The organism is Sphingomonas sp. CBMAI 2297 (genome assembly GCF_029870595.1).
Classification (GTDB): domain Bacteria; phylum Pseudomonadota; class Alphaproteobacteria; order Sphingomonadales; family Sphingomonadaceae; genus Sphingomonas.
The window spans coordinates 88,306-108,148 of sequence record NZ_JAPDIR010000016.1; the positions used below are offsets into that span (position 1 = coordinate 88,306).

Sequence of the window (19,843 nt, forward strand, 5' to 3'; positions counted from 1 at the left end):
AAGGAATCCGATGATCGATCCCAGCGACTGCCCGAAATGCGGCGGCGGCTTCCGCGAAGGCTATGTCGCGGACCAGACTCGCATGGGCGCCGTGGCCAGCACCTGGGTCGAGGGCGCGCCGGTTGGGCTCCTGGCCGATATCAGCCGGGGCGGCACGGAGCGACATCAGATCAGAACCTGGCGCTGTGACGGCTGTGGCTATCTGGAGAGCTACGCGCCTAGCGCTCGCGCATGATCCGCTCGACGCGGGCGGTGAGGTCGTCGACCGCGAAGGGCTTGGTCAGCACTTCCATGCCATGCTCGATATGGCCGTGGTTGAGCACCGCATTCTCGGCATAGCCGGTGACGAACAGCACCTTGAGCTCGGGTCGCGCCGCCCGCGCCGCATCCGCCACCTGGCGCCCGTTGAGCCCGCCCGGCAAGCCGACATCGGTGATCAGCAGGTCGATCCGTTCGGCGCTCTCCAGCAGCCTCAGGCCCGCCGGCCCGTCCGCCGCCTCCAGGCAGGAATAGCCGAGCTCGCCCAGCGCATCCACGATCAGCATCCGCACCGTCGGCTCGTCATCGACCACCAGCACGATCTCGCCCTCATGGCTGGCCGGCGCCACGACATTGCCCGCCGCCGGCCCCGGCGCATCCTCGTCGCCCAGGTGCCGCGGCAGGTAGACGCACACCATCGTCCCCTGGCCCAGTTCGGAATAGATGCGGACCTGCCCATGGCTCTGGCGCGCGAAGCCATAGACCATCGACAGCCCCAGGCCGGTCCCCTCGCCCAGGGGCTTGGTGGTGAAGAAGGGATCGAACACCCGGTCGAGTATCTCCTTCGCGATGCCGGTGCCGGTGTCGCTCACGCAGATGGTGACATATTGGCCCGGCTCCAGCCCCCGCTCACGCGCGGTGCGGTGATCGAGCCATTTGTTGCCCGTCTCGATGGTGATCCTGCCGCCGCCGGGCATCGCGTCGCGCGCGTTGATGCAGAGGTTCAGGATCGCGTTTTCCAGCTGGTTGGCATCGACCAGGGTGGGCCAGAGCCCACCCGCCGCGATGGTCTCCACTTCGATCGCCGGCCCCACCGTGCGCCGCACCAGCTCGACCAGGTCGGCGAGCAGCCGGTTGATCACCACCGCCTTGGGGGAAAGCGTCTGCCGCCGCGAGAAGGCGAGCAATCGGTGCGTCAACGCCGCAGCGCGCCGAGTCGCGCCCTGGCCCGCCGCGAGATATTTCTCCACCTCGCGGCCGCGTCCCTGCGACAGCCGCGTCCCGATCATCTCGAATGCCCCCGATATGCCGGCGAGCAGGTTGTTGAAGTCGTGCGCGATCCCGCCGGTGAGCTGCCCAACCGCTTCCATCTTCTGCGCCTGGCGCAACGCTTCCTCGGCCTGGCGCAGCCGCTCCTGCTCCTTCAGCCGCTCGCTCACGTCATAGACGAAGGAGAAGGCGCCGATCTTGCGTCCGTCGGCGTCGCGCAGCGAGCTGAAGCGCTGCTCGTAGAAATGGAGCGCGCCATCGGGCGCTTCATATTCGATGATGTTCGAATAGCCGTCCTCGGCGAGCGCCCGCTCCCATACGCCGCGCACCTTGTCCTGGTGCACATGGCCGTCGAGCAGATCGACCTGCCGCGCGCCGATCTGGGGCTGCACCCCGAAGATCCGCTCGAACTCGACCGTCGCCGCGTGGTTCACGGCGATCCAGCGGCCTTCCATGTCGACTACCTGGACAAAGGCCTCGCTGCCATTGACGATATCGGCGAGCACCGCGCGCTCGGCCAGCGCCTCGGCCACGCGCGCTTCCAGCGTGCGGTTGAGCGCAAGCAGGTCGTTTTCCGCCCGGCGCCGCCCGGTCACGTCCTGGAACAGCACCGCCACCTGCCTGCGGCTGGGCGGTTCGATCCGGAAGGCCGACAGCGACAGATAGCGCCCGGTCGCCTCCAGCTCGCGCTCGAAGCGGATCGGATTGCCGGTGCGCAGCACATCGCCATAGCGCGCGACCCAATCGTCCGCTTCGTCCGACACCATCTCGCGCAGCCGCTGCCCCACCACGTCCGGGATGCCGGCGTGCAACGCATAGGCCGCATTGGCCTCGACATGGACATAGTCGCTCATCGGCCCATGCGGCCCGTCGAGGAACTCGATGATGCAAAAGCCCTCGCCCATCGTGTCGAACAGGGTGCGATAGCGCAGGTCCGTCTCGTCGCGCAGCTTGAGCTCGCGCCGAAGGTTCAGCTGGTGCATCACCTGGTGCCCGAGCACTTCGAGCGTGCGGCGCTGGAGCTCGGTGAGCGTCCGGGGCTTGGCGTCCAGCACGCACAGGGTCCCGATCGGCAGCCCCTCGGCAGTGCGCAGCTGGGCGCCCGCATAGAAGCGGATGTGCGAATCCCCGGCCACCAGCGGCGTCTCGGCGAAGCGCGGATCCTGCGAGGCGTCCGGAACGAGCATCAGCTCGTCCTGGAGCAATGCGCTCTCGCAGAACGACATGTCGCGATCCATGCCGAGCAGGTCCACGCCATGCGCCGCCTTGAAGAACAGGCGGTCGCTGCCCACGAAGCTCACCAGCGCGATCGGCGTCTCGCAGATGTCGGCCGCAAGCCGCACGACCTCGTCGAACGCCGGCTCGCGCGGCGTGTCGAGGATCTCATATACCTCCAGCGCTTGCAGCCGCAGCTGCTCGCGATCTTCTCGCTCGTCCGTCATCAGGCCGGATCGCCGCCCTTATCCCCGCGCGCCCCGTCGGCCGCGCGTTGCTAAGACGCATCTTGCCCGATTTTGTTTCGTCGCGCGAACGAAAGCGTCAATAGCCGCCCGGCGCCAGGTCGCTGAACTTGGTGAACTGGCGGTCGAAACGCAGGTCGACGGTGCCGGTGGCGCCGTGACGCTGCTTGGCGATGATCACGCTCGCCTTGTTCGCCACCTGGAGCTGATGGTCGTGCCAGGCCTGGTATTTGGCGATCTCGTCGGGCGTCGAATTGCCGTCCGGGGCCTTGGGCGCCTTGAAGTCGTGATAATATTCGTCGCGGTACACGAACAGCACGATATCGGCGTCCTGCTCGATCGAGCCCGATTCGCGCAGGTCCGAAAGCTGCGGCCGCTTGTCCTCGCGGCTTTCCACCGCGCGGCTGAGCTGGGAAAGCGCCAGCACCGGCACGTGCAGCTCCTTGGCCAGCGTCTTCAGGCCGCGGCTGATCTCCGAGATTTCCTGCACGCGCCCGTCGCCCGAAGCCTTGGCCGAGCCGGTGAGCAGCTGGAGATAGTCGACCACCACGAAGCCGATCTTGTGCTGGCGCTTCAGCCGCCGCGCGCGAGTGCGCAGCGCGGCGATGGTGAGGCCGGGCGTATCGTCGATATAGAGCGGCAGCCGCTCCAGATCGCCCGCCGCCCGCGCGAACTTCATGAACTCGGGCCCCGAGATATTGCCCGTGCGCAGCTTCTCCGACGAAACCTCGGACTGTTCGGACAGGATGCGCAGCGCCAGCTGGTCGGCCGACATTTCGAGGCTGAAAAAGGCCACCGGCGCGCCGATCGACTTCTCCTCGGGGATGCCGGCCTCCATGTCGTCGAGATAGCGCTTGGCCGCATTGAACGCCATGTTGGTGGCAAGCGAGGTCTTGCCCATGCCCGGGCGCCCGGCGAGGATCAGCAGGTCCGATCGGTTGAGGCCGCCGGTCATCGCGTTGAAGTCGGTCAGGCCCGAGGTGATGCCCGAAACGCTGCCGCCGGAATTCATCGCCCGCTCGGTATGGCGCACCGCCACTGTCGCCGCACGAGTGAAGCTCTTGGCGCCGGTATCCTCGCCGCCCTTCTCCGCCACTTCGTAGAGCTTGAGCTCCGCCTGCTCGATCTGCTTGGCCGGATTGATCTCCTGGCTGGTATCGAGCGCATTGTCGACGAGCGCGCGGCCCACGCCCACCAGCGCGCGCAGCATGGCTAGATCATAGACCTGGTCCGCGAACGCCCGCGCGCCGATCAGGCTGGCCGGATTGCCGGTCAGCTGCGCCAGATAGGCCGGGCCGCCCAGCTCCTTCATCGCCGCGTCGGCCGTGAACAGCGGCTTGAGCGTCACCGGCGTCGCCAGCCGGTTGTCGCCCACCAGCGTGGCGATCGCGTCGTAGATCCGCCCATGCAGCGGCTCGAAGAAATGCTCGGGCCGCAGCTTCTGGAGGACATCCTCCGCGACTCGGTTGTCGATCATCATCGCGCCGAGCAGCGCCGCTTCCGCCTCCACGTTCGCGGGCAGGCTCAGGCCCTCGGGAGAATCGGGAATCGGAAGGGGGATAGGCTGGGCCATGACTCTCCTGTGACGCGCCCATTCGGCGGCATCAACGTTGCGTGCTTGTGGATAACGGGCATGACCGGATAGGAGCCGGTCATGGCCGATCCGCGCATCATAGACGTGACGCTCGACGAACGCACTATCCTTTGGCGCTCGGCGGATATCGAGCAGGAGCGCCGGATCGCGATCTTCGACCTGCTCGAGGAGAACAGCTTCGCCCCGCAGCGCCCGCAGGCGGACGGCTATGCTGGCCCCTACAAGCTCCACCTGGCGGTGCAGGAAGGGCGCCTGGCGCTGGAAATCAAGCGCGAGGACGGGTCCCTGCAAGAGGCGTTGATCCTCGGCCTCGCCGCCTTCCGCCGCCCGATCCGCGATTACTTCGCCATCTGCGACAGCTATTATGCCGCGATTCGCAACGCCACTCCCGCCCAGATCGAGACCGTCGACATGGCGCGGCGCGGCATCCACAACGACGCGGCGTCGCTGCTCAAGGAACGGCTGGAAGGCAAGATCGACGTGGATTTCGACACTGCCCGCCGCCTGTTCACGCTGATCTGCGTGCTCCACATCAAGGGTTAAGGGGCCTGCAGCGGGTGCTAGAGGGAGTCGAGACGGGTCGGCATTTGTCGTCTGGCGAGGAGCCAGTAGGGAGCGATGCGCCATGCATCGTGGCTGACGATGCGACGACATCCAGGCGGCAAGGGCAGAGCCGCCGCTTCGCGGTCGCCCATGGCGCGTCCCTCTCCAACACCGGTTGCAGGCCCTAAGTGCACATACGCGTTCTCGCGCGCCGGCTGCGTTTCGTCGTGCCGGGGCTGATCCTCCTGGGCCTGCTCGGCTGGAGCGCCTGGCTGTTCGCCTCGCGCTGGCGCCCCGCCCCGAGCGATTTCCCCGTGCAGGGAATCGACGTCTCCGAAGAAACCGGGCCGATCGAATGGTGGACCGCCAAGAAGGCCGGGATCGACTTCGCCTATATCCGTGCCACCACCGGCGCCGATGCGCGCGACCTGCGCTTCCCCGAGAATTGGCGCTGGACCTTCGAGGCCGGCATCCGCCGCGGCGCGCTCCACGTCTATTCGCTATGCCAGCTCGCCGCCGACCAGTCGGGCAATTTCATGACGACGGTGCCGCGCTCGGACGATCAGCTGCCGCCCGCGGTGGAGATCGACTTCCAGCCCGATTGCCCCGCCCGGCCCGAGCGCCAGGTGGTGCTCGGCGAGCTCGGCCGTTTCCTGCACGATGTCGAAACCCATATCGGCAAGCCGGCGATCCTGATGGTATCGAGCCGCGTCGAGAGCGAATATCGCCTCAGCGACGCCTTTCCGCGCCTGCTCTGGGCGCGCCAGGCCTTCTTCCCCCCCTCGTATTTCGCGCGGCCATGGTCGATATGGCAGGCAACGCGCCACCGCCGCATCGAAGGCGTCGGCGCTCCGGTCAATTGGGACGTGATGGCGAAATGAGCGAAGTAAACCCCCAGGCACTGATCGAGGCCGCACGCGAGGCTTCGAGACACGCCTATGCCCCCTATTCGAATTTCGCGGTCGGCGCCGCGGTGCTGCTCTCGGACGGGACCGTGGTGACCGGCGCCAATTTCGAGAATGCGAGCTACGGCCTGTCGCTCTGCGCCGAGACGGTGGCGCTGGCCAAGACGAGCAGCGAGGGGCGCCTGGCGGACGTCGTCGCGATCGGTGTGATCGGCGGCCGGATGGGCCATGCCGACACCGCGCCGGTCAGCCCGTGCGGCCGCTGCCGCCAGATCATCAACGAAGCCGCCCAGGTCGGCGGACGCGACCTGCCGGTGTTCTGCGGCGGTACGACGGGAGACGAGATCGCGCGCTATACGCTCTCGCAGCTGCTTCCGGCGGCGTTCGGGCCGAAGGACCTGGGGCTGGCCTGAGGCAGGCCTGGCTTCCGATCCGTGGATCCATCATCCCCGCATGGGCAGGGATCCAGCCAGTCGCGGCGTATCGGCCCGCCGCGCGGACGCTCTCCGCAGAGAAAACAGAGCCTTCCCGCACCTGCGCCGCTCCCGGCCCCGGAACCCCGTCCGCTGACGCTGCCTTCCGGCACCATCCGCTCCCACAGCCGGAATGGATCCCCGCCTGCGCGGGGATGGTGCGGTTTGCTGAGTGAGGCGTGACCCCAGGTTGGGAACTCCTATCCCTTCAGCTGTCATCTTCCTTCAACCGTCATCCCCGCGCAGGCGGGGATCCAGGGCCAGGAGCAATGGTCGCGAGGCTGGTTTTGCACCTCCGGTAACCCTGCACGCGATTGCTTCGATTGCCCCGTGCTACCCTGGATCGCCGGCTCCGCACGGATAAGCCAAGCAGGTTCAACGGCTCGTTTGCGCTCTCACCCCAGGTCTCGAACTCATATGAAGCGTTGATCCGCGTGGCGGCGGGGCTCTCATTTCGTCATCCCCCGCGAAAACGGCGATCGATCCGCTGGACCGGCCCCGGGCTTCACCGGCATATTTCGGAGAGCACATGCGATGGGTCTCCCTTCTCGCAGGGCTGAAGGTCAACCCCCAACCCCGGCCGGCCCGTCTTCCCGCGCAGTCCACGCGGAAGCAAGCTTCCGCTCCTGCCCGTCGCGCGGCGCCGCCTCTGCAATGCCCTGTCCCTGTGGATCGATCGCATCCTTCCGCTCGCGGCATGCACGGGCGCACCCCGGGCGCGACGGGGACTTGCCCTGCCGCCCGCTTCCGGCAAAACCGGCGCCATGATCCTTTCAGACCGCTGGATTCGCGAACAGGCCCTCTCCACCGGGATGATCGAGCCCTTTGTCGAGGCCCAGCGCCGCGAAGGCTGCATCAGCTACGGCCTCAGCTCCTATGGCTATGACGCGCGCGTCGCCGACGAGTTCAAGATCTTCACCAATGTCGATTCGGCGGTGGTCGATCCCAAGGATTTCGCGGCGAACAGCTTCGTCGATCGCAAGACCGACGTCTGCATCATCCCGCCCAACAGCTTCGCCCTGGCCCGCACCGTGGAATATTTCCGCATCCCGCGCGACACGCTGGTCATCTGCCTCGGCAAATCGACCTATGCCCGCTGCGGGATCATCGTGAACGTGACGCCGCTGGAGCCCGAATGGGAGGGGCATGTCACGCTCGAATTCTCGAACACCACGCCGCTCCCCGCCAAGATCTATGCGAACGAGGGCGCGTGCCAGTTCCTGTTCCTCAAGGGCGACCAGCCCTGCGAGACCAGCTACGCCGATCGCGCGGGCAAATATATGGGCCAGCGCGGCGTCACCCTGCCGCGGCTCTGAGGCCGATCCGGACATGAAATCGGCGCCGCGATGGGCGGCGCCGCTGGTTCGCCGCCGGCCGCGCCTCACGCAGCCGGGCGGCGGAAAACGGGTTCAGCGCGCGCTCAGCTGGAGCGCACGGATGTGCTGAAGCCCCTTGTTGGCGATCGCGTGCGAGGTCGACACGCGGTCGGCCGAAAGGTCCATCTCGAAATCGCGCTGCTGGAGCACCCGCAGATAGAGCGCCCGCGCCTGGGACGTCCGTCCGGTCTGCGCATAGACCGCCGCGAGATTGAGCAGCAGTTCGGGCTGGTCGGGATCGAGGCGAAGCCGGCTGTTGAGCTGCGCTTCGGCCTTCGAGAAATTGCCGTCGAAGATCGCGGCACTTGCGACGGGATCCCCGTTGTCACGCTGGGCCTGCGCCGGAAACGCGGCGAGCGCGAACGGGGCGACGGCAAGGACAATGAGCGCGATGCGCATAACTCCTACTCCTTCTGTTACGTCACGAAGACAGTTTCGTGACTCTTTGAAGACAATAGTGTTACACTTCCGCGTCACGCATACAAGCCACTTGTCGCCCGCGGCCTGGCTCCGGGACAAAAAGAAAGGCGGCCCCGAAGGACCGCCTTCCCTTGTCTCAAATCCGGCCTCGCTGGGGAGGCGGCGGATCAGAAATCGTTACGATACTGCTCGTTGCCGACGAAGCCGAGCTTGTTCACGTTCGCGCGCTTGATGATCGCGAGAACACGGTCGACGACTTCGTAGCGCGTCTGCGGGTCGGGCTGGAAGTGCAGCTCCGGCTCCGGCGACATCTGCAGCGTCTGATCCAGATACTGGCGCAGCGTCACGTCGTCGATCGGCGCGCTGTTCCAGTAAACCTGGCCCTGCGCATCGATATAGACCTTGTTCTTTTCCGGCTCGACGATGTTCTGCGGCCTGCTGTTCGACTGCGGAAGGTCGACCTTCACAGCATGCGTCTGAATCGGGATCGTCATGATGATCATGATCAGGAGCACCAACATGACGTCGATCAGCGGCGTCGTGTTGATTTCCATCATCGGGCCGTCGTCACCGCCGCCGCCCACGCTCATACCCATAGTCTAAACTCCTTTGAGCAGGCCGTCAGAGACGGACCGTGGCCGAGCCGGCGGGCGGTTCGGAGATGAAGCCGACCTTGACGAACCCAGCCATCTGCATGGCGAAGATCGTGCCGCCGATGCAGCGGTAAGGCGTGTTCACGTCGCCGCGGATGTGCACTTCGGGAAGCTCGAGGCCGGCGGCGTTGATGCCACCCTGCTTGTCGATTTCCTTCCTCAGCTTCTCCGTCGCCTTCTCGACCAGCTCTCTGCTCGTCACCGGGGTCATGCCCCAGAACACTTCGCACCTGCCGCCATTGGCCGTGACCGAGAGCGAGACGTTCTCGGGCTTGGTGGTCGTCGGCTCGAACTGAACCTTGGGGAGCTCCAGCTTCACCGTCTGGATCACGACCGGAACCGTGATCAGGAAGATGATGAGGAGCACCAGCATCACGTCGACGAGCGGCGTGGTATTGATGTCCGACATGGGAGCGTCTTCACCGCCCCCGCCTACGCTCATCGCCATTGCGCGCTATCCTATCCTTCTAATTCAAGCTCCGGCCGAAGCCGGAGCCGGACCGCGCATCCCCGGGGAATGCGCGGCCCCGCATATTCCAGATCGCTTAGGCGCGCGGCGCGGTGCTGGTCGTCGCGGCCGGAGCGGCCTTGGCGGGAGCAGCCTTGCCGGCGGCCGGACGCACGCGGCCGTCCGAAGCGAGATAGCCGAGCAGATCGTTCGAGAAAGCGTTCAGGCTCTCCGAGATCTTCTTGTTGCGGGCCTGCAGCCAGTTGAAGGCGAGCACGGCCGGAACGGCGACGGCAAGACCGACGGCGGTCATGATCAGCGCTTCACCGACCGGACCGGCTACCGCGTCGATCGACGCCTGGCCAGCGGCGCCGATCTTCACGAGCGCGCGGATGATGCCGATAACGGTACCGAACAGGCCGATGAACGGCGCGGTCGAACCGACGGTGGCGAGGAACGACAGGCCGCTCTTCAGCTGCGAGTTGATCAGGTCCTCCGAGCGGGCGAGCGAGCCGTGCAGCCAGTCATGCGCCTCGACCGGATCGGTCAGCTTCGAGTGCTGCTCCTGAGCGGCCAGGCCGTCGTCGACCAGCTGGCGATAGGCCGAGTTCTTCTCGAGCTTCGCCGCGCCTTCGCGCAGGCTGTTCGCATTCCAGAAGCCGGCGCGGACGCGCTTGGCCTGGTTGAGGATCTTCTGCTGCTCGAACAGCTTGGTGAACAGGATGTAGAGCGAGAAGAACAGCATCAGCACCAGGATGCCGAACACCGTCTGCGAGATCAGGCCGCCCTCACGGAGCGCCGGAATCAGGCCGTACGGATTTTCCTTGGGCGCCGCGGCGGCGAGAATGGTCGTGAGCATTGTCGGTTCTTTCCTCTAACTAAATAGCGCTTTTTATCCAATCGCCCGGCGCGCCCCGCGGGGAGCGCGCCGGTGAAACACACGGGCTAGCTCGGGATCTTCCAGGTGAAGCTGCCGTTATACGGTGCCGGGATCTTGTTCCCGCTCTCGTCCTCGGCCGGATTGAACCGGGCGCGGCGCTTGAGCAGCGAGCAAGCCGTGCTGTCGAGAACGGACACGCCGCTCGAACCCGTCACGGTGCAGTTGGTCACCTTGCCCGTCGCGTCGACGTCGAGGCGGAAGCGGACGGTACCGGCCTGCTCGGCGCGCAGCGCCGCGGCAGGATAGTCGTCATCCGTCACCCAGCCCTGCGGCGAGCCGCGCGGCGTGAGCTTCTTGGCGATCCGCGGCGGCGGCGGCGGGGCCGGAGCCGGAGCCGGCGGCGCGGGCGGCGCCGGCGGCGTGATCGGCGGCGGCGGCGGAATCACCGACGTGGTCGGAATCGGCGGCGCCTGGGTAGGCACTGGAACCGCGGCCGGCGGCACGACGATCTGGGTGGGCGGCGGCGGCACCGGCGTATCCGGCGGCGGCGGCGGCGGCGGCACTTCCTCGGGCGGGGGCGGCGGCTCTTCCACGTCGAACGTGTTCAGCTTCTCCGCCTGCTTCTTGATATATTGATATGCAAGGCCCGTGACGAAGGCGTACCCCATGCCAGCCACGATGATCGCGACCAGTATGATCGCGATGACGCGACTGCCACTTGTATTACGGTCAGCGTAAGACATCCGGCAACGTCACTCCTCTAATCCTGACATGCAACCCCGTGCGGCGGGATTCTGCGACCCGTGCACAAGCCTGCCCGCCGTGCGCTATATGCGTCATGATCGGCAGCGGGCGAGTCTCTATCGCGCGCACCGGGTGGACGCAAACCCTTTGTCGGACAATCAGGGCGTACGGTCGCCCGGCGGCGGAATTATTTCTGTATAGCCGTGGCACAATCCGGTAATCCGAACGATATGAACCGCACCTTTCCAGCCATGTTTTCTTGCGCGATTGCGCTCGGTGCACCCTTAGGTGCAGCCGCTAAGCCCCAGCAAACGCAGGCACAAACCGCAGCCGTTTTACCCAGCTACGCCACCTTGGCGAAGCAGGTGACCACGGCCCCGCTGATCATCGACGCCCGCATCCGCAAGGCGGACCGGCTGAAGCCCGAAGAATCGCCCGGCCTAGCCGCCGATACGGCCCGTTTCCTGGTCGAGGCCGATGTTTCCGCCCTGATTCGGGGCACCCAGGCCATGGCCTCGCGCATTACCTACACCGCCGACGTACCGCTCAATGCCAGGGGCAAGCCGCCCAAGCTCGCCAAGCAGCGCGTGCTCCTCTTCGCCCGCCCCGTCCCGGGCCGGCCCGGCATGGTGCAGCTCACCGGATTGCAGAGCCAGATGAACTGGTTGCCCGAGCTGGACGCGCAGGTTCGCGCCATCACCAGGGACGCGCTCGCGGCCGATGCGCCGCCCGCGATCACCGGGGTCGGCAACGCCTTCCACGTGCCCGGCTCGCTCCCCGGCGAGGGCGAGACCCAGGTCTTCCTGCAGACCGCGAGCGGCGCGCCGGTATCGCTCCAGATTCTCCGCCGTCCGGGCGAAGCGACGCGCTGGAGTGTTTCATTGGGGGACATTGTCGACGAATCGGCGGGCGCACCGAATGCGAATACCTTCCTCTGGTATCGCCTCGCCTGCGGCCTGCCGCGCAGCCTGCCGGCCGACAGCGTCGAGTCGGACGACGCCCAGAACGCCGCGAAGGCGCGCGAGGACTATCAGTTCGTCCTGCGTTCGCTGGGGCCGTGCACCTAGTTGGAGACTCGTCCCGGCGAAAGCCGGGATGACGCTCAGCGGCGCGCGCGCACCAGCGTGATGCCGATCGATTCGCCCTGCTCGGCGATGGCGAGCTTGACGATGCGCACCTCGACGCGCCGCACCCGGGCATCGCCCACGAACAGCGTGTCGCAGATATGCTCGGCCACGGCCTCGACCAGCGTGAAATGCACGTCCTTGGGCAGCGCGTCGGTCGCCGCGTGCTTCACGTCCATATAGTTCTTCGAGGCCTTGAGCGGCGTGTCCGGTTCGAAGCGCTCGGGCATGTCGATGTCCACCGTCACCGAGATGCGCAGCGGCTGCGGCAGGTGCGTCTCCTCGGAATAGACGCCGGTGAGGACTTCGACTTCCAGGTCATGCACCTGGAGCTGCAGGGAATCGGACAAGTGGCCTGGGCCTTTCAGGGAGGACAGGCCGCGCCCAATAGCAGATGCGCGCGCCCGCGAAACCCCGGCCTCCCCGCTTGCGCGCGGCGCAACGTCGGGCGCGATATATTCAGTATTGCGAAAGCGCCGATCGGCGCTATTTCGCGCGGCCCCGAGTCCAAGTCTCGGGGCGCTATGAAAGGAATATATGAAGTGATCGCATTGCTGCCGCTCGAGACCGTGGATCCTCAGGCCGTCGAGACTCTGCTCGACCGCGCTTTTGGTCCGGGCCGACGCGCACGCACTGCGTACCGGGTCCGCCTCGGCACTTCCGAGATTCCGGAGCTCAGCTTCGCCGCGGTGGCGGACGATGGCGGCCTGATCGGCACGATCCAGTGCTGGCCAGTCGCGCTGGAGTGCGACGGTGGCGGCAGCGTGCCGATGGTGATGGTGGGGCCCGTCGCGGTCCAGCCCGATCGCCAGCAGGGCGGCATCGGCCGCATGCTGATGGAGCGGATGCTCGACGCCGCACAGGCCTCGCCGCTTCCCGGCGCGGATGCGCTGATGCTGATCGGTGACCCCGAATATTATGGCCGCTTCTTCGATTTCACCGCGGAAAGGACCGGCGACTGGCGCCTGCCCGGCCCGTTCGAGGCCCGCCGCCTGCTCGCGCGCGGCGCCGGCGTGCCGGCCGGCCCGGGCCTGGTCGGAGCCCGTCTTCGACGCGCAGCCTGAGTGTTGAGGCCCGTCTTCCGGGGGCTTCCAAAATAGGGCTTTGTCTGCTTGGGTCCCCGGCATGGCAGACCTTTCGCCACGCCGCCGCCGCGCCCTTCGCGTCCCTGGTCATCCGGCACGCGGAAATCAGGGTCCCCGTAGCGCATGTTCCGTAAACTTCCGCGGCGCCGTCCGCGCTGCCGGCTGAAGCGAATCGATGCCCTCCCCGCCTCCACCCGACTTTGCCAGCCTCTCGCTCGCCGAGATCGCGCGCCTCGCCCAGGAGGATCGGCTGCCGCCGGTCGAGAGCTGGAACCCCGCGCATTGCGGGCATAGCGACATGCGCATCGCCCGCGACGGCACCTGGTTCCATCAGGGCTCGCCGATCGGCCGCATGCCGATGGTGCGGCTGTTCTCGATGATCCTGCGCCGCGAGGCGGATGGGCGCTTCGTCCTCGTCACGCCCGTGGAGAAGCTCGACATCGACGTGGAGGATGCGCCCTTCGTCGCGGTGGAGATGAAGCGCGAAGGCGAAGGCGCGGGCATGAAGCTCGCCTTTCGCCTGAACACCGGCGACCTCGTCGCCGCCGGCCCCGATCACGGCCTGCGCTTCGAGGAACGCGAGGATGGGCCCCGCCCCTATCTCCATGTCCGCGGCGGTCTCGAGGCGCTGGTCGCGCGCAATGTCTATTACGAACTGGCCGAGATCGCGCTCGCCAATGGCAGCGCGCCGCCGGGCGTATGGAGCAATGGCGGCTTCTTCGCGCTGGAGCCCGGCGCATGAGCCTGGCCGACCGTCTGCGGGCCGCCCTCGCGGCCGATCACTCGCCGCTGCTGCTGCCGGGCGATCATTTTGATTTCGATCCGGCGGTGCAGGGCAATCCGGCCGCGGTGCTGATCGCGGTCACCGATCGCCAGGTTCCCGGCGTGATCCTCACCCAGCGCACCGAGACGCTGCGCCGTCATGCCGGCCAGGTCGCCTTTCCGGGCGGCCGCATCGATCCGGGCGACGCGGGCCCGGTCGGCGCGGCGCTGCGCGAGGCGCAGGAGGAGATCGCGCTGCCGCCCGATACCGTCGAGGTGGTCGGCATCACCGACAGCTATCGCACCGTCACCAACTATGTCGTCACCCCGGTGATAGGCGTGGTCCCGCCCGACCTGCGGCTCACTCCGTCCGAGGCCGAGGTCGCCAGCGTCTTCGAGGTGCCGCTCGCCTTTCTGCTCGATGCCGCCAACCAGCACGAGCGGGTGGCCGAATATCAGGGCCGCGAGCGGCGCTATTACGAGATTCTGTGGCAGGATCGCCGGATCTGGGGCGCGACGGCCGCGATGCTGGTCAATCTGTCGAGGCGGCTGCAATGGGCGGTGTGATCCTTCCCGATGCCGAATGGCGCCATCGCGCCGGACTGGCGCATCTGATCGAGACGCTCGGCGCGGTGCGGTTCGTCGGCGGATCGGTGCGCGATACCCTGCTCGGCATCCCCGTTTCGGATCTGGACGTCGCCACGCCGCTTCCGCCCCAGCGCGTGGTCGAGCTGCTCAAGGGCGCCGGCATCCGCGCCGTGCCCACCGGCATCGGGCACGGCACGATCACCGCGGTGCTGGAGGGCGGCCCGGTGGAAGTCACCACGCTGCGCCGCGACGTCTCGACCGACGGGCGCCGCGCCACCGTCGCCTTCACCGACGACTGGCGCGAGGATGCCGCGCGCCGCGACTTCACGATCAACGCGCTCTATGCCGATCCGGCGACCGGCGCGATCTTCGACTATTTCGGCGGCCTGGCGGATCTGGAGGCACGCCATGTCCGCTTCATCGGCGATCCGCTCCAGCGCATCGCCGAGGATCATCTGCGCATCCTGCGCTTCTTCCGTTTCCTCGCCCGGTTCGGCGATGTCGCGGATCCGGCGGGGCTGGAGGCCTGCACGGCCCGATCCCGGGACCTGATGGCGCTCAGCCGCGAGCGGATTCGCGACGAGCTGCTCAAGCTGCTGGTCGCCCGCGATGCCGTGCGCGTCGTGGAGTTGATGATCGCGCGCGGCATCTTCGCGCCGGTTCTGCCCGAGATCGGGCCGGAGGGCGCCGAACGGCTCGCCCGCCTGGCAGCGGCGGAGGCGGCCAGCGAGCTACCTCTCGACCCGATCCGCCGCCTCGCCGCGCTGATTCCGCACGATGCCAAGGCAGGGGAAGCGATCGGCGCCAGGCTCAAGCTCTCCAATGCCGAGCGCAAGGCGCTGCTATCCGCGCTCGTGCCGTTCCGGGGCTCGCCCTATGCGCTCGCCTATCGGATTGGAACACGAGCGGCGATCGATCGCATCCTGCTGAGCGACTGGGAGCCGTTCGACAGGGACCTGGCGGTCCGGCACCTGGGGCATTGGGAAGTTCCGGTCCTGCCGCTGTCGGGCGGGGCGCTGGTCGAGCGCGGGCTGAGCAAGGGCCCGGAAGTCGCGCGGACGCTGCGGCTCGTCGAGGAGCAATGGATCGCGGAACGGTTCCCCGATGCGGCACGCGTGGCCGAGCTGGCCGATGCAGCCGTGGCTCAGGCGTTGCGCTCGGCGAGCAGCGCATAGGCTTCGTCGCGCTCCAGCGCGCGCGAATAGAGAAAGCCCTGGCCATAGGTACAGCCCAGCGCCGCGAGGGTCTGGGCGAGCTCGTTGGTCTCGATGCCCTCGGCCGTGGTCTGCATGCCCAATGCCTGGGCGAGGCTGAGGATGGCGCGGACGATGGCGATCTTGTCGCGGTCGGCCAGCATGCCGGAGACGAAGCTGCGGTCGATCTTGAGCAGGTCGATCGGCAGCTTCTGGAGATAGGCGAGATTGGAGTAGCCGGTGCCGAAATCGTCCATCGCCAGCGTGGCGCCCATGTCCTTGAGCGCGTTCATCGTCTGGGCGATGCGGTCCGGATCGGTGACGATCGCGCTCTCGGTGAGCTCGAGGGTCAGGCGCTTGCCGTCCACGCCGTGCCGCTCGAGCGCGCCCCTGACCATGGCGGGGATATGATCGCGCTGCAGCTGGATCGCCGACAGGTTGACCGCGACCTTGATGTCGCAATTGCCGTCCGAGGCGCGATCCCAGGCGGCGATGGTCTGGGCCGCTTCCTCCATGGCCCAGCGGCCCAGCGGGATGATCAGGCCCGATTCCTCGGCGACCGGGATGAAATCATTGGGCGAAAGGCGCACGCCGTCCTCGGTGGTCCAGCGGGCCAGCGCCTCGAACGAGGTGATCTTGCCGGTCGCGAGATCGCAGATCGGCTGGTAGCAGAGCGTCATCTGCCCATTCTCGATCGCCCGGCGCAGCTCCGTCTCGATGCCGAACTGCTCGCGGGCGATGTCGAAAGTGTGGGTCTGATAGATCTCGGTACGTCCGCTCTTCTTCGCCCGCTTCACCGCGAACTGGGCGTTGCGCACCAGGTCCTCGGGATCGCCGTCATTGTCGGCGCCCAGCGCGATGCCGATCGAGCAGTCGACCCGGATCTCGAAGTCCGAGAGGCGGAACGGGTTGGCCAGCGCCGCCTGGATGCGCTTGGCCACGTGCAGCGCATCGCCGGGCCCCTCGTCGAGCGTGAGCAGCACGCCGAACTCGTCGCCGCCCATCCGGGCCAGCGTGTCGCGGCTGCGCAGCGCGCCCTTCATCCGCCGCGCCACGGTGATCAGCAGCTCGTCGCCCGCCAGGCCGCCCATACAGGCATTGACCCGGCTGAACCGGTCGAGATTGACCACCAGCACCGCGAAATCGCGCGCATTCTCCGAAGTGATCGCATGTTCGAGCGCGTCCGAGAACCCGGCGCGGTTGGGCAGGCCGGTTAGGCTGTCGGTCGCCATCTCGCGGCGCAGGCTGTATTCGGTGCGCAGCTCCGACGTGTGGTCGACCAGGGTGACCATGCAGCGCGGAAAGGAACGACGGTCGGCGCGCTTGGCGAGCATCACCCGGAAATGCCGGGCATCCACCTCGTCGCCGAACTGCCAGCTGATCTCGCACTGGATGTCGCTCGACTCGATGAAGCGCCGGAGGCGCGGGCCGAGCAGGCGGATGAGCGGCGATTCGCTGGCGACGGTGCCGAGCCCGGCCAGCCGGAAGGGCCGGTTCACCGCGTCGAAGGCGAAGCCATGTTCCTGCAGCTCGATGATCGCGGCCGGCACCGGCAGCATGTCGAGCATCATCGCCGAAGCGCCCGGGCCGAAGGCAAGCGGATCCGCCGGCTGCGGCAAGGGCAGCGGAGCCGCGACACGGCTTTTCTTCGTCCTGGCGAACACCATCGCCTCCGGCCTAGCCCCGATTGGTTAAAACCGCCTGAAACAACAACGATTAGAACGACATCAGAAACGATTATCGCGCGGAAAACCGTTGGGCGCCATCCGCCCCGCCGCACCGCGCGCCGCGCGCCAGGGCGAAAGGTCCGGCTCGGTGCGCGTCCGGCCGCTCTCACCGCCCATCGCCCAGCTCAGGCCCTCGGCCATCGTGAAGGTCCGCGCGTCGCTCAGGCCGCCGTCGCGGTAGCGCTGCAGCTGCACCCCCTGCCCGCGCGCCAGCTCGGCGACTTCGGCGAGCGGGAAGACCAGCAGCTTGCGATTGTCGCCCACCGCGGCCACCGCATCGTCCTCGGGGCCGACCGGCCTGACCAGCTTGAGATGCGCGCCCGTCCGCGGCGTCACCACCTGCTTGCCCTTGCGCGTCTCGGCGATCACATCCTCGGCCTTGACCACGAAGCCGCGCCCGTCATCCGCCGCCACCAGCAGCCGCGCCGCCGCGCTCGCCGGCAGCAGGGCGACGATGTTCCGCTCGCCCTCCAAGTCGATCATCAGCCGCACCGGCTCGCCAAAGCCGCGCCCGCCCGGCAGCTTGTCCGCCGCCAGCGTGTAGAAACGGCCATTGTCGGCGGCGAGGAGCAGCTTGTCGGTCGTCTGCGCATGGAAGGCGAGATAGGCCGCATCGCCTTCCTTGAACTTCAGCGCCTCGCCCGACAGGTCCTCGACATGCCCCTTCATCGCGCGGATCCAGCCGCGCGCCGACAGGATCACGGTGATCGGCTCGCGCTCGATCATCGCCTCGAGCGGAATCTCGCGCGCGGGCGCGGCTTCCTCCACCAGGGTCCGCCGCCTGCCCAGCGCCGTCTCCGATCCGTAGCGCTCGATCATCTTCGCCAGGTCGCGCTTCATCCGGGTCCGCTGGCGGGCATCGGACGATAGCAGCAGCTCCAGCTCGGCCTTTTCCTTCTCCAGCGCCTCCTGCTCGCGCTTGAGCTCCATCTCCTCGAGCTTGCGCAAGCTGCGCAGCCGCATGTTGAGGATCGCCTCGGCCTGGCGATCGGTGAGCTGGAACTCGGCGATCATCACCGGCTTGGGCTCGTCCTCGGTCCGGATGATCTCGATCACCCGGTCGAGGTTGAGAAAGGCGATGATATAGCCGCCGACCAGCTCCAGCCGGTCGGCGATCTTCGCCACGCGATGCTCGGACTTGCGGCGCAGCACCACGAACTGATGCTCGATCCAGGCGAGCAGCGCTTCCTGCAGGCTCATCACCCGCGGCGTGCGGTGCTTGTCGAGCACGTTCAGGTTGAGCGGCACGCGCGTCTCCAGGTCGGAGAGGCGGTAGAGGCTGTTGATCAGATCCTCGGCCACCACGGTGCGGCTGCGCGGCTCGAGCACGATGCGGATGTCGTCGGCGCTCTCGTCGCGCACGTCCGCCAGGATCGGCAGCTTCTTCTCGTTGATGAGCTCGGCGATCCCCTCGATCAGCTTGCCCTTCTGGACGCCGTACGGAATCTCGGAGACGACGAGGTGCCAGCCCCCGCCCTTCTCGGTCACCTTCTCGATCTTGGCGCGGACCCGGAAGCCGCCGCGGCCGGTATTATAGGCCTCGGCGATGGCCGCCGGGCTGTCGACGATGATGCCCCCGGTCGGCAGGTCCGGCCCCTGCACATAGTCGAGCACATTCGCCTGGGGATTGTCGATCAGCGCCACCGCGGCGTGCATCAGCTCGGCGGCATTGTGCGGCGGGATGCTCGTCGCCATGCCGACCGCGATGCCGGCGGCGCCATTGGCCAGCAGGTTCGGGAACAGGCCCGGAAACAGCTCGGGCTCCTCGTCCTCGCCATTATAGGTCGGGCGGAAATCGACGGCATTCTCGTCGAGCCCGTCCATCAGGTCGATGGCGACCTGAGTGAGCCGCGCCTCGGTATAGCGATAGGCCGCCGCGTTATCGCCGTCGATATTGCCGAAATTGCCCTGGCCGTCGACCAGCGGATAGCGGAGGGCAAAGGTCTGGGCGAGGCGGACCATCGCGTCATAGACCGACTGGTCGCCATGCGGATGGTATTTGCCGATCACGTCGCCGACGACGCGCGCGCATTTCTTGTAGCCGCTCGCCGGATCCAGCCGCAGCAGCCGCATCGCCCAGAGCAGGCGGCGGTGCACCGGCTTCAGCCCGTCCCGAACATCCGGCAGCGAGCGCGCGGTGATCGTCGAGAGCGCATAGACGAGATAGCGTTCGGAAAGCGCGCTGTCGAAGGGGACGTCGGAAGGCGCGCCGGAATCTTGAAGTTCGGTATCGAGGCTCATTGCCGCACCCGGATAGCAGCAGCGGAAGCAAAGCGCCAAGCCGGGGCGCGGCAAGGTTCAACCATATGGCTGGCCTTTTCGATGCTCAACCAGGTGGTTGAATGGCTAAGCAACGAATTCCCCGGGATTTTACGGAAATGCTCGCCGAGAAATGTTGAATCGGTTGACTCCCCGCGCGGGTGCGGGAGGCGCGACAGTGGCCGGGATTGCGCGGGGGCTGCGGAAAGAGAGGTCATCCAGGAACCAAAGCAGAACATTCCCAACATTGCCAGTGGTGGATTCCCTGAGCCAGGCCAAGACCCGAAGGCGCCTTCGAACCGGGTTGGGGAATCATACTCTCCGGCACCATCCCCGCCACTCCTTCCCCGTCACCCCTGCC

20 protein-coding genes are annotated in these 19,843 nt (G+C 67.2%); 10 read left to right on the forward strand and 10 right to left on the reverse strand.

Going from position 1 to position 19,843, the window contains the following annotated elements; all coding sequences use genetic code 11:
• Positions 1–10 precede the first annotated feature (10 nt).
• Positions 11–235, forward strand: a complete 225-nt coding sequence (locus OMP43_RS19035) for a hypothetical protein (protein WP_280281120.1) — start codon at positions 11–13, stop codon at positions 233–235.
• Here OMP43_RS19035 and OMP43_RS19040 read toward each other — a convergent pair.
• Both OMP43_RS19040 and OMP43_RS19045 read right to left on the reverse strand, forming a co-directional pair.
• Positions 219–2,690, reverse strand: a complete 2,472-nt coding sequence (locus OMP43_RS19040; protein ID WP_280281121.1) for an ATP-binding protein — start codon at positions 2,688–2,690, stop codon at positions 219–221. The genes OMP43_RS19035 and OMP43_RS19040 overlap by 17 nt on opposite strands.
• A 97-nt stretch (positions 2,691–2,787) precedes the next feature.
• Positions 2,788–4,281: a replicative DNA helicase gene (locus OMP43_RS19045; RefSeq protein WP_086129967.1), complete on the reverse strand. Its 1,494-nt coding sequence runs from the start codon at positions 4,279–4,281 to the stop codon at positions 2,788–2,790.
• An 81-nt stretch (positions 4,282–4,362) separates the two neighbouring features.
• Here OMP43_RS19045 and OMP43_RS19050 point away from each other — a divergent pair, with 81 nt between their 5' ends.
• The 4 genes from OMP43_RS19050 to dcd all read left to right on the forward strand — a co-directional run bounded on the left by OMP43_RS19050 (position 4,363) and on the right by dcd (position 7,539).
• The gene (locus tag OMP43_RS19050) at positions 4,363–4,845 is read left to right on the forward strand and encodes a UPF0262 family protein (protein ID WP_280281122.1); all 483 of its coding nucleotides are present in this window, start codon (positions 4,363–4,365) and stop codon (positions 4,843–4,845) included.
• A 188-nt stretch (positions 4,846–5,033) separates the two neighbouring features.
• The gene (locus OMP43_RS19055) at positions 5,034–5,726 is read left to right on the forward strand and encodes a GH25 family lysozyme (RefSeq protein ID WP_280281123.1); all 693 of its coding nucleotides are present in this window, start codon (positions 5,034–5,036) and stop codon (positions 5,724–5,726) included.
• On the forward strand, positions 5,723–6,163 hold the full coding sequence (locus OMP43_RS19060) for a cytidine deaminase (protein WP_280281124.1): 441 nt from the start codon (positions 5,723–5,725) through the stop codon (positions 6,161–6,163). The genes OMP43_RS19055 and OMP43_RS19060 overlap by 4 nt, the downstream gene beginning before the upstream one ends.
• 824 nt (positions 6,164–6,987) lie before the next feature.
• Positions 6,988–7,539: a dCTP deaminase gene (gene dcd, locus OMP43_RS19065; protein WP_086129970.1), complete on the forward strand. Its 552-nt coding sequence runs from the start codon at positions 6,988–6,990 to the stop codon at positions 7,537–7,539.
• 93 nt (positions 7,540–7,632) lie between these two features.
• Here dcd and OMP43_RS19070 read toward each other — a convergent pair whose 3' ends face one another.
• The 5 genes from OMP43_RS19070 to OMP43_RS19090 all read right to left on the reverse strand — a co-directional run bounded on the left by OMP43_RS19070 (position 7,633) and on the right by OMP43_RS19090 (position 10,743).
• Complete coding sequence (locus tag OMP43_RS19070; RefSeq protein WP_280281125.1) at positions 7,633–7,998, reverse strand: tetratricopeptide repeat protein; 366 nt, start codon at positions 7,996–7,998, stop codon at positions 7,633–7,635.
• A gap of 188 nt (positions 7,999–8,186) precedes the next feature.
• Entirely contained in the window at positions 8,187–8,609 is a 423-nt protein-coding gene (locus OMP43_RS19075; RefSeq protein ID WP_280281141.1) for a biopolymer transporter ExbD, read from the reverse strand.
• A 31-nt stretch (positions 8,610–8,640) separates the two neighbouring features.
• Entirely contained in the window at positions 8,641–9,120 is a 480-nt protein-coding gene (locus OMP43_RS19080; RefSeq protein ID WP_280281126.1) for a biopolymer transporter ExbD, read from the reverse strand.
• A gap of 97 nt (positions 9,121–9,217) precedes the next feature.
• Complete coding sequence (locus OMP43_RS19085) at positions 9,218–9,979, reverse strand: MotA/TolQ/ExbB proton channel family protein (RefSeq protein ID WP_280281127.1); 762 nt, start codon at positions 9,977–9,979, stop codon at positions 9,218–9,220.
• A gap of 86 nt (positions 9,980–10,065) precedes the next feature.
• Positions 10,066–10,743, reverse strand: a complete 678-nt coding sequence (locus OMP43_RS19090; protein WP_280281128.1) for an energy transducer TonB — start codon at positions 10,741–10,743, stop codon at positions 10,066–10,068.
• A gap of 366 nt (positions 10,744–11,109) precedes the next feature.
• On the opposite strand from OMP43_RS19090, the gene OMP43_RS19095 reads away from it, so the two are divergent.
• Positions 11,110–11,811, forward strand: a complete 702-nt coding sequence (locus OMP43_RS19095) for a hypothetical protein (protein ID WP_280281129.1) — start codon at positions 11,110–11,112, stop codon at positions 11,809–11,811.
• Between the two features lie 35 nt (positions 11,812–11,846).
• Here OMP43_RS19095 and OMP43_RS19100 read toward each other — a convergent pair whose 3' ends face one another.
• The gene (locus OMP43_RS19100) at positions 11,847–12,218 is read right to left on the reverse strand and encodes a dihydroneopterin aldolase (protein WP_280281130.1); all 372 of its coding nucleotides are present in this window, start codon (positions 12,216–12,218) and stop codon (positions 11,847–11,849) included.
• 192 nt (positions 12,219–12,410) lie between these two features.
• On the opposite strand from OMP43_RS19100, the gene OMP43_RS19105 reads away from it, so the two are divergent.
• From OMP43_RS19105 to OMP43_RS19120, 4 genes are all read left to right on the forward strand, one after another.
• On the forward strand, positions 12,411–12,932 hold the full coding sequence (locus OMP43_RS19105) for an N-acetyltransferase (protein WP_280281131.1): 522 nt from the start codon (positions 12,411–12,413) through the stop codon (positions 12,930–12,932).
• Positions 12,933–13,128: 196 nt separating this feature from the next.
• Positions 13,129–13,695 carry a DUF1285 domain-containing protein gene (locus tag OMP43_RS19110; RefSeq protein WP_280281132.1) on the forward strand — a complete coding sequence of 189 codons (567 nt, stop codon included), beginning with the start codon at positions 13,129–13,131 and terminating at the stop codon, positions 13,693–13,695.
• Complete coding sequence (locus tag OMP43_RS19115; RefSeq protein ID WP_280281133.1) at positions 13,692–14,282, forward strand: CoA pyrophosphatase; 591 nt, start codon at positions 13,692–13,694, stop codon at positions 14,280–14,282. The genes OMP43_RS19110 and OMP43_RS19115 overlap by 4 nt, the downstream gene beginning before the upstream one ends.
• Positions 14,270–15,478, forward strand: a complete 1,209-nt coding sequence (locus OMP43_RS19120) for a CCA tRNA nucleotidyltransferase (protein ID WP_280281134.1) — start codon at positions 14,270–14,272, stop codon at positions 15,476–15,478. Before OMP43_RS19115 ends, OMP43_RS19120 begins: the two co-directional genes overlap by 13 nt.
• On the opposite strand, the gene OMP43_RS19125 is transcribed toward OMP43_RS19120, so the two are convergent.
• Both OMP43_RS19125 and parC read right to left on the reverse strand, forming a co-directional pair.
• Entirely contained in the window at positions 15,448–17,064 is a 1,617-nt protein-coding gene (locus tag OMP43_RS19125; RefSeq protein ID WP_280281144.1) for a bifunctional diguanylate cyclase/phosphodiesterase, read from the reverse strand. The genes OMP43_RS19120 and OMP43_RS19125 overlap by 31 nt on opposite strands.
• Before the next feature lie 159 nt (positions 17,065–17,223).
• Positions 17,224–19,464, reverse strand: a complete 2,241-nt coding sequence (parC, locus tag OMP43_RS19130; protein WP_280281135.1) for a DNA topoisomerase IV subunit A — start codon at positions 19,462–19,464, stop codon at positions 17,224–17,226.
• Positions 19,465–19,843: the final 379 nt, after the last annotated feature.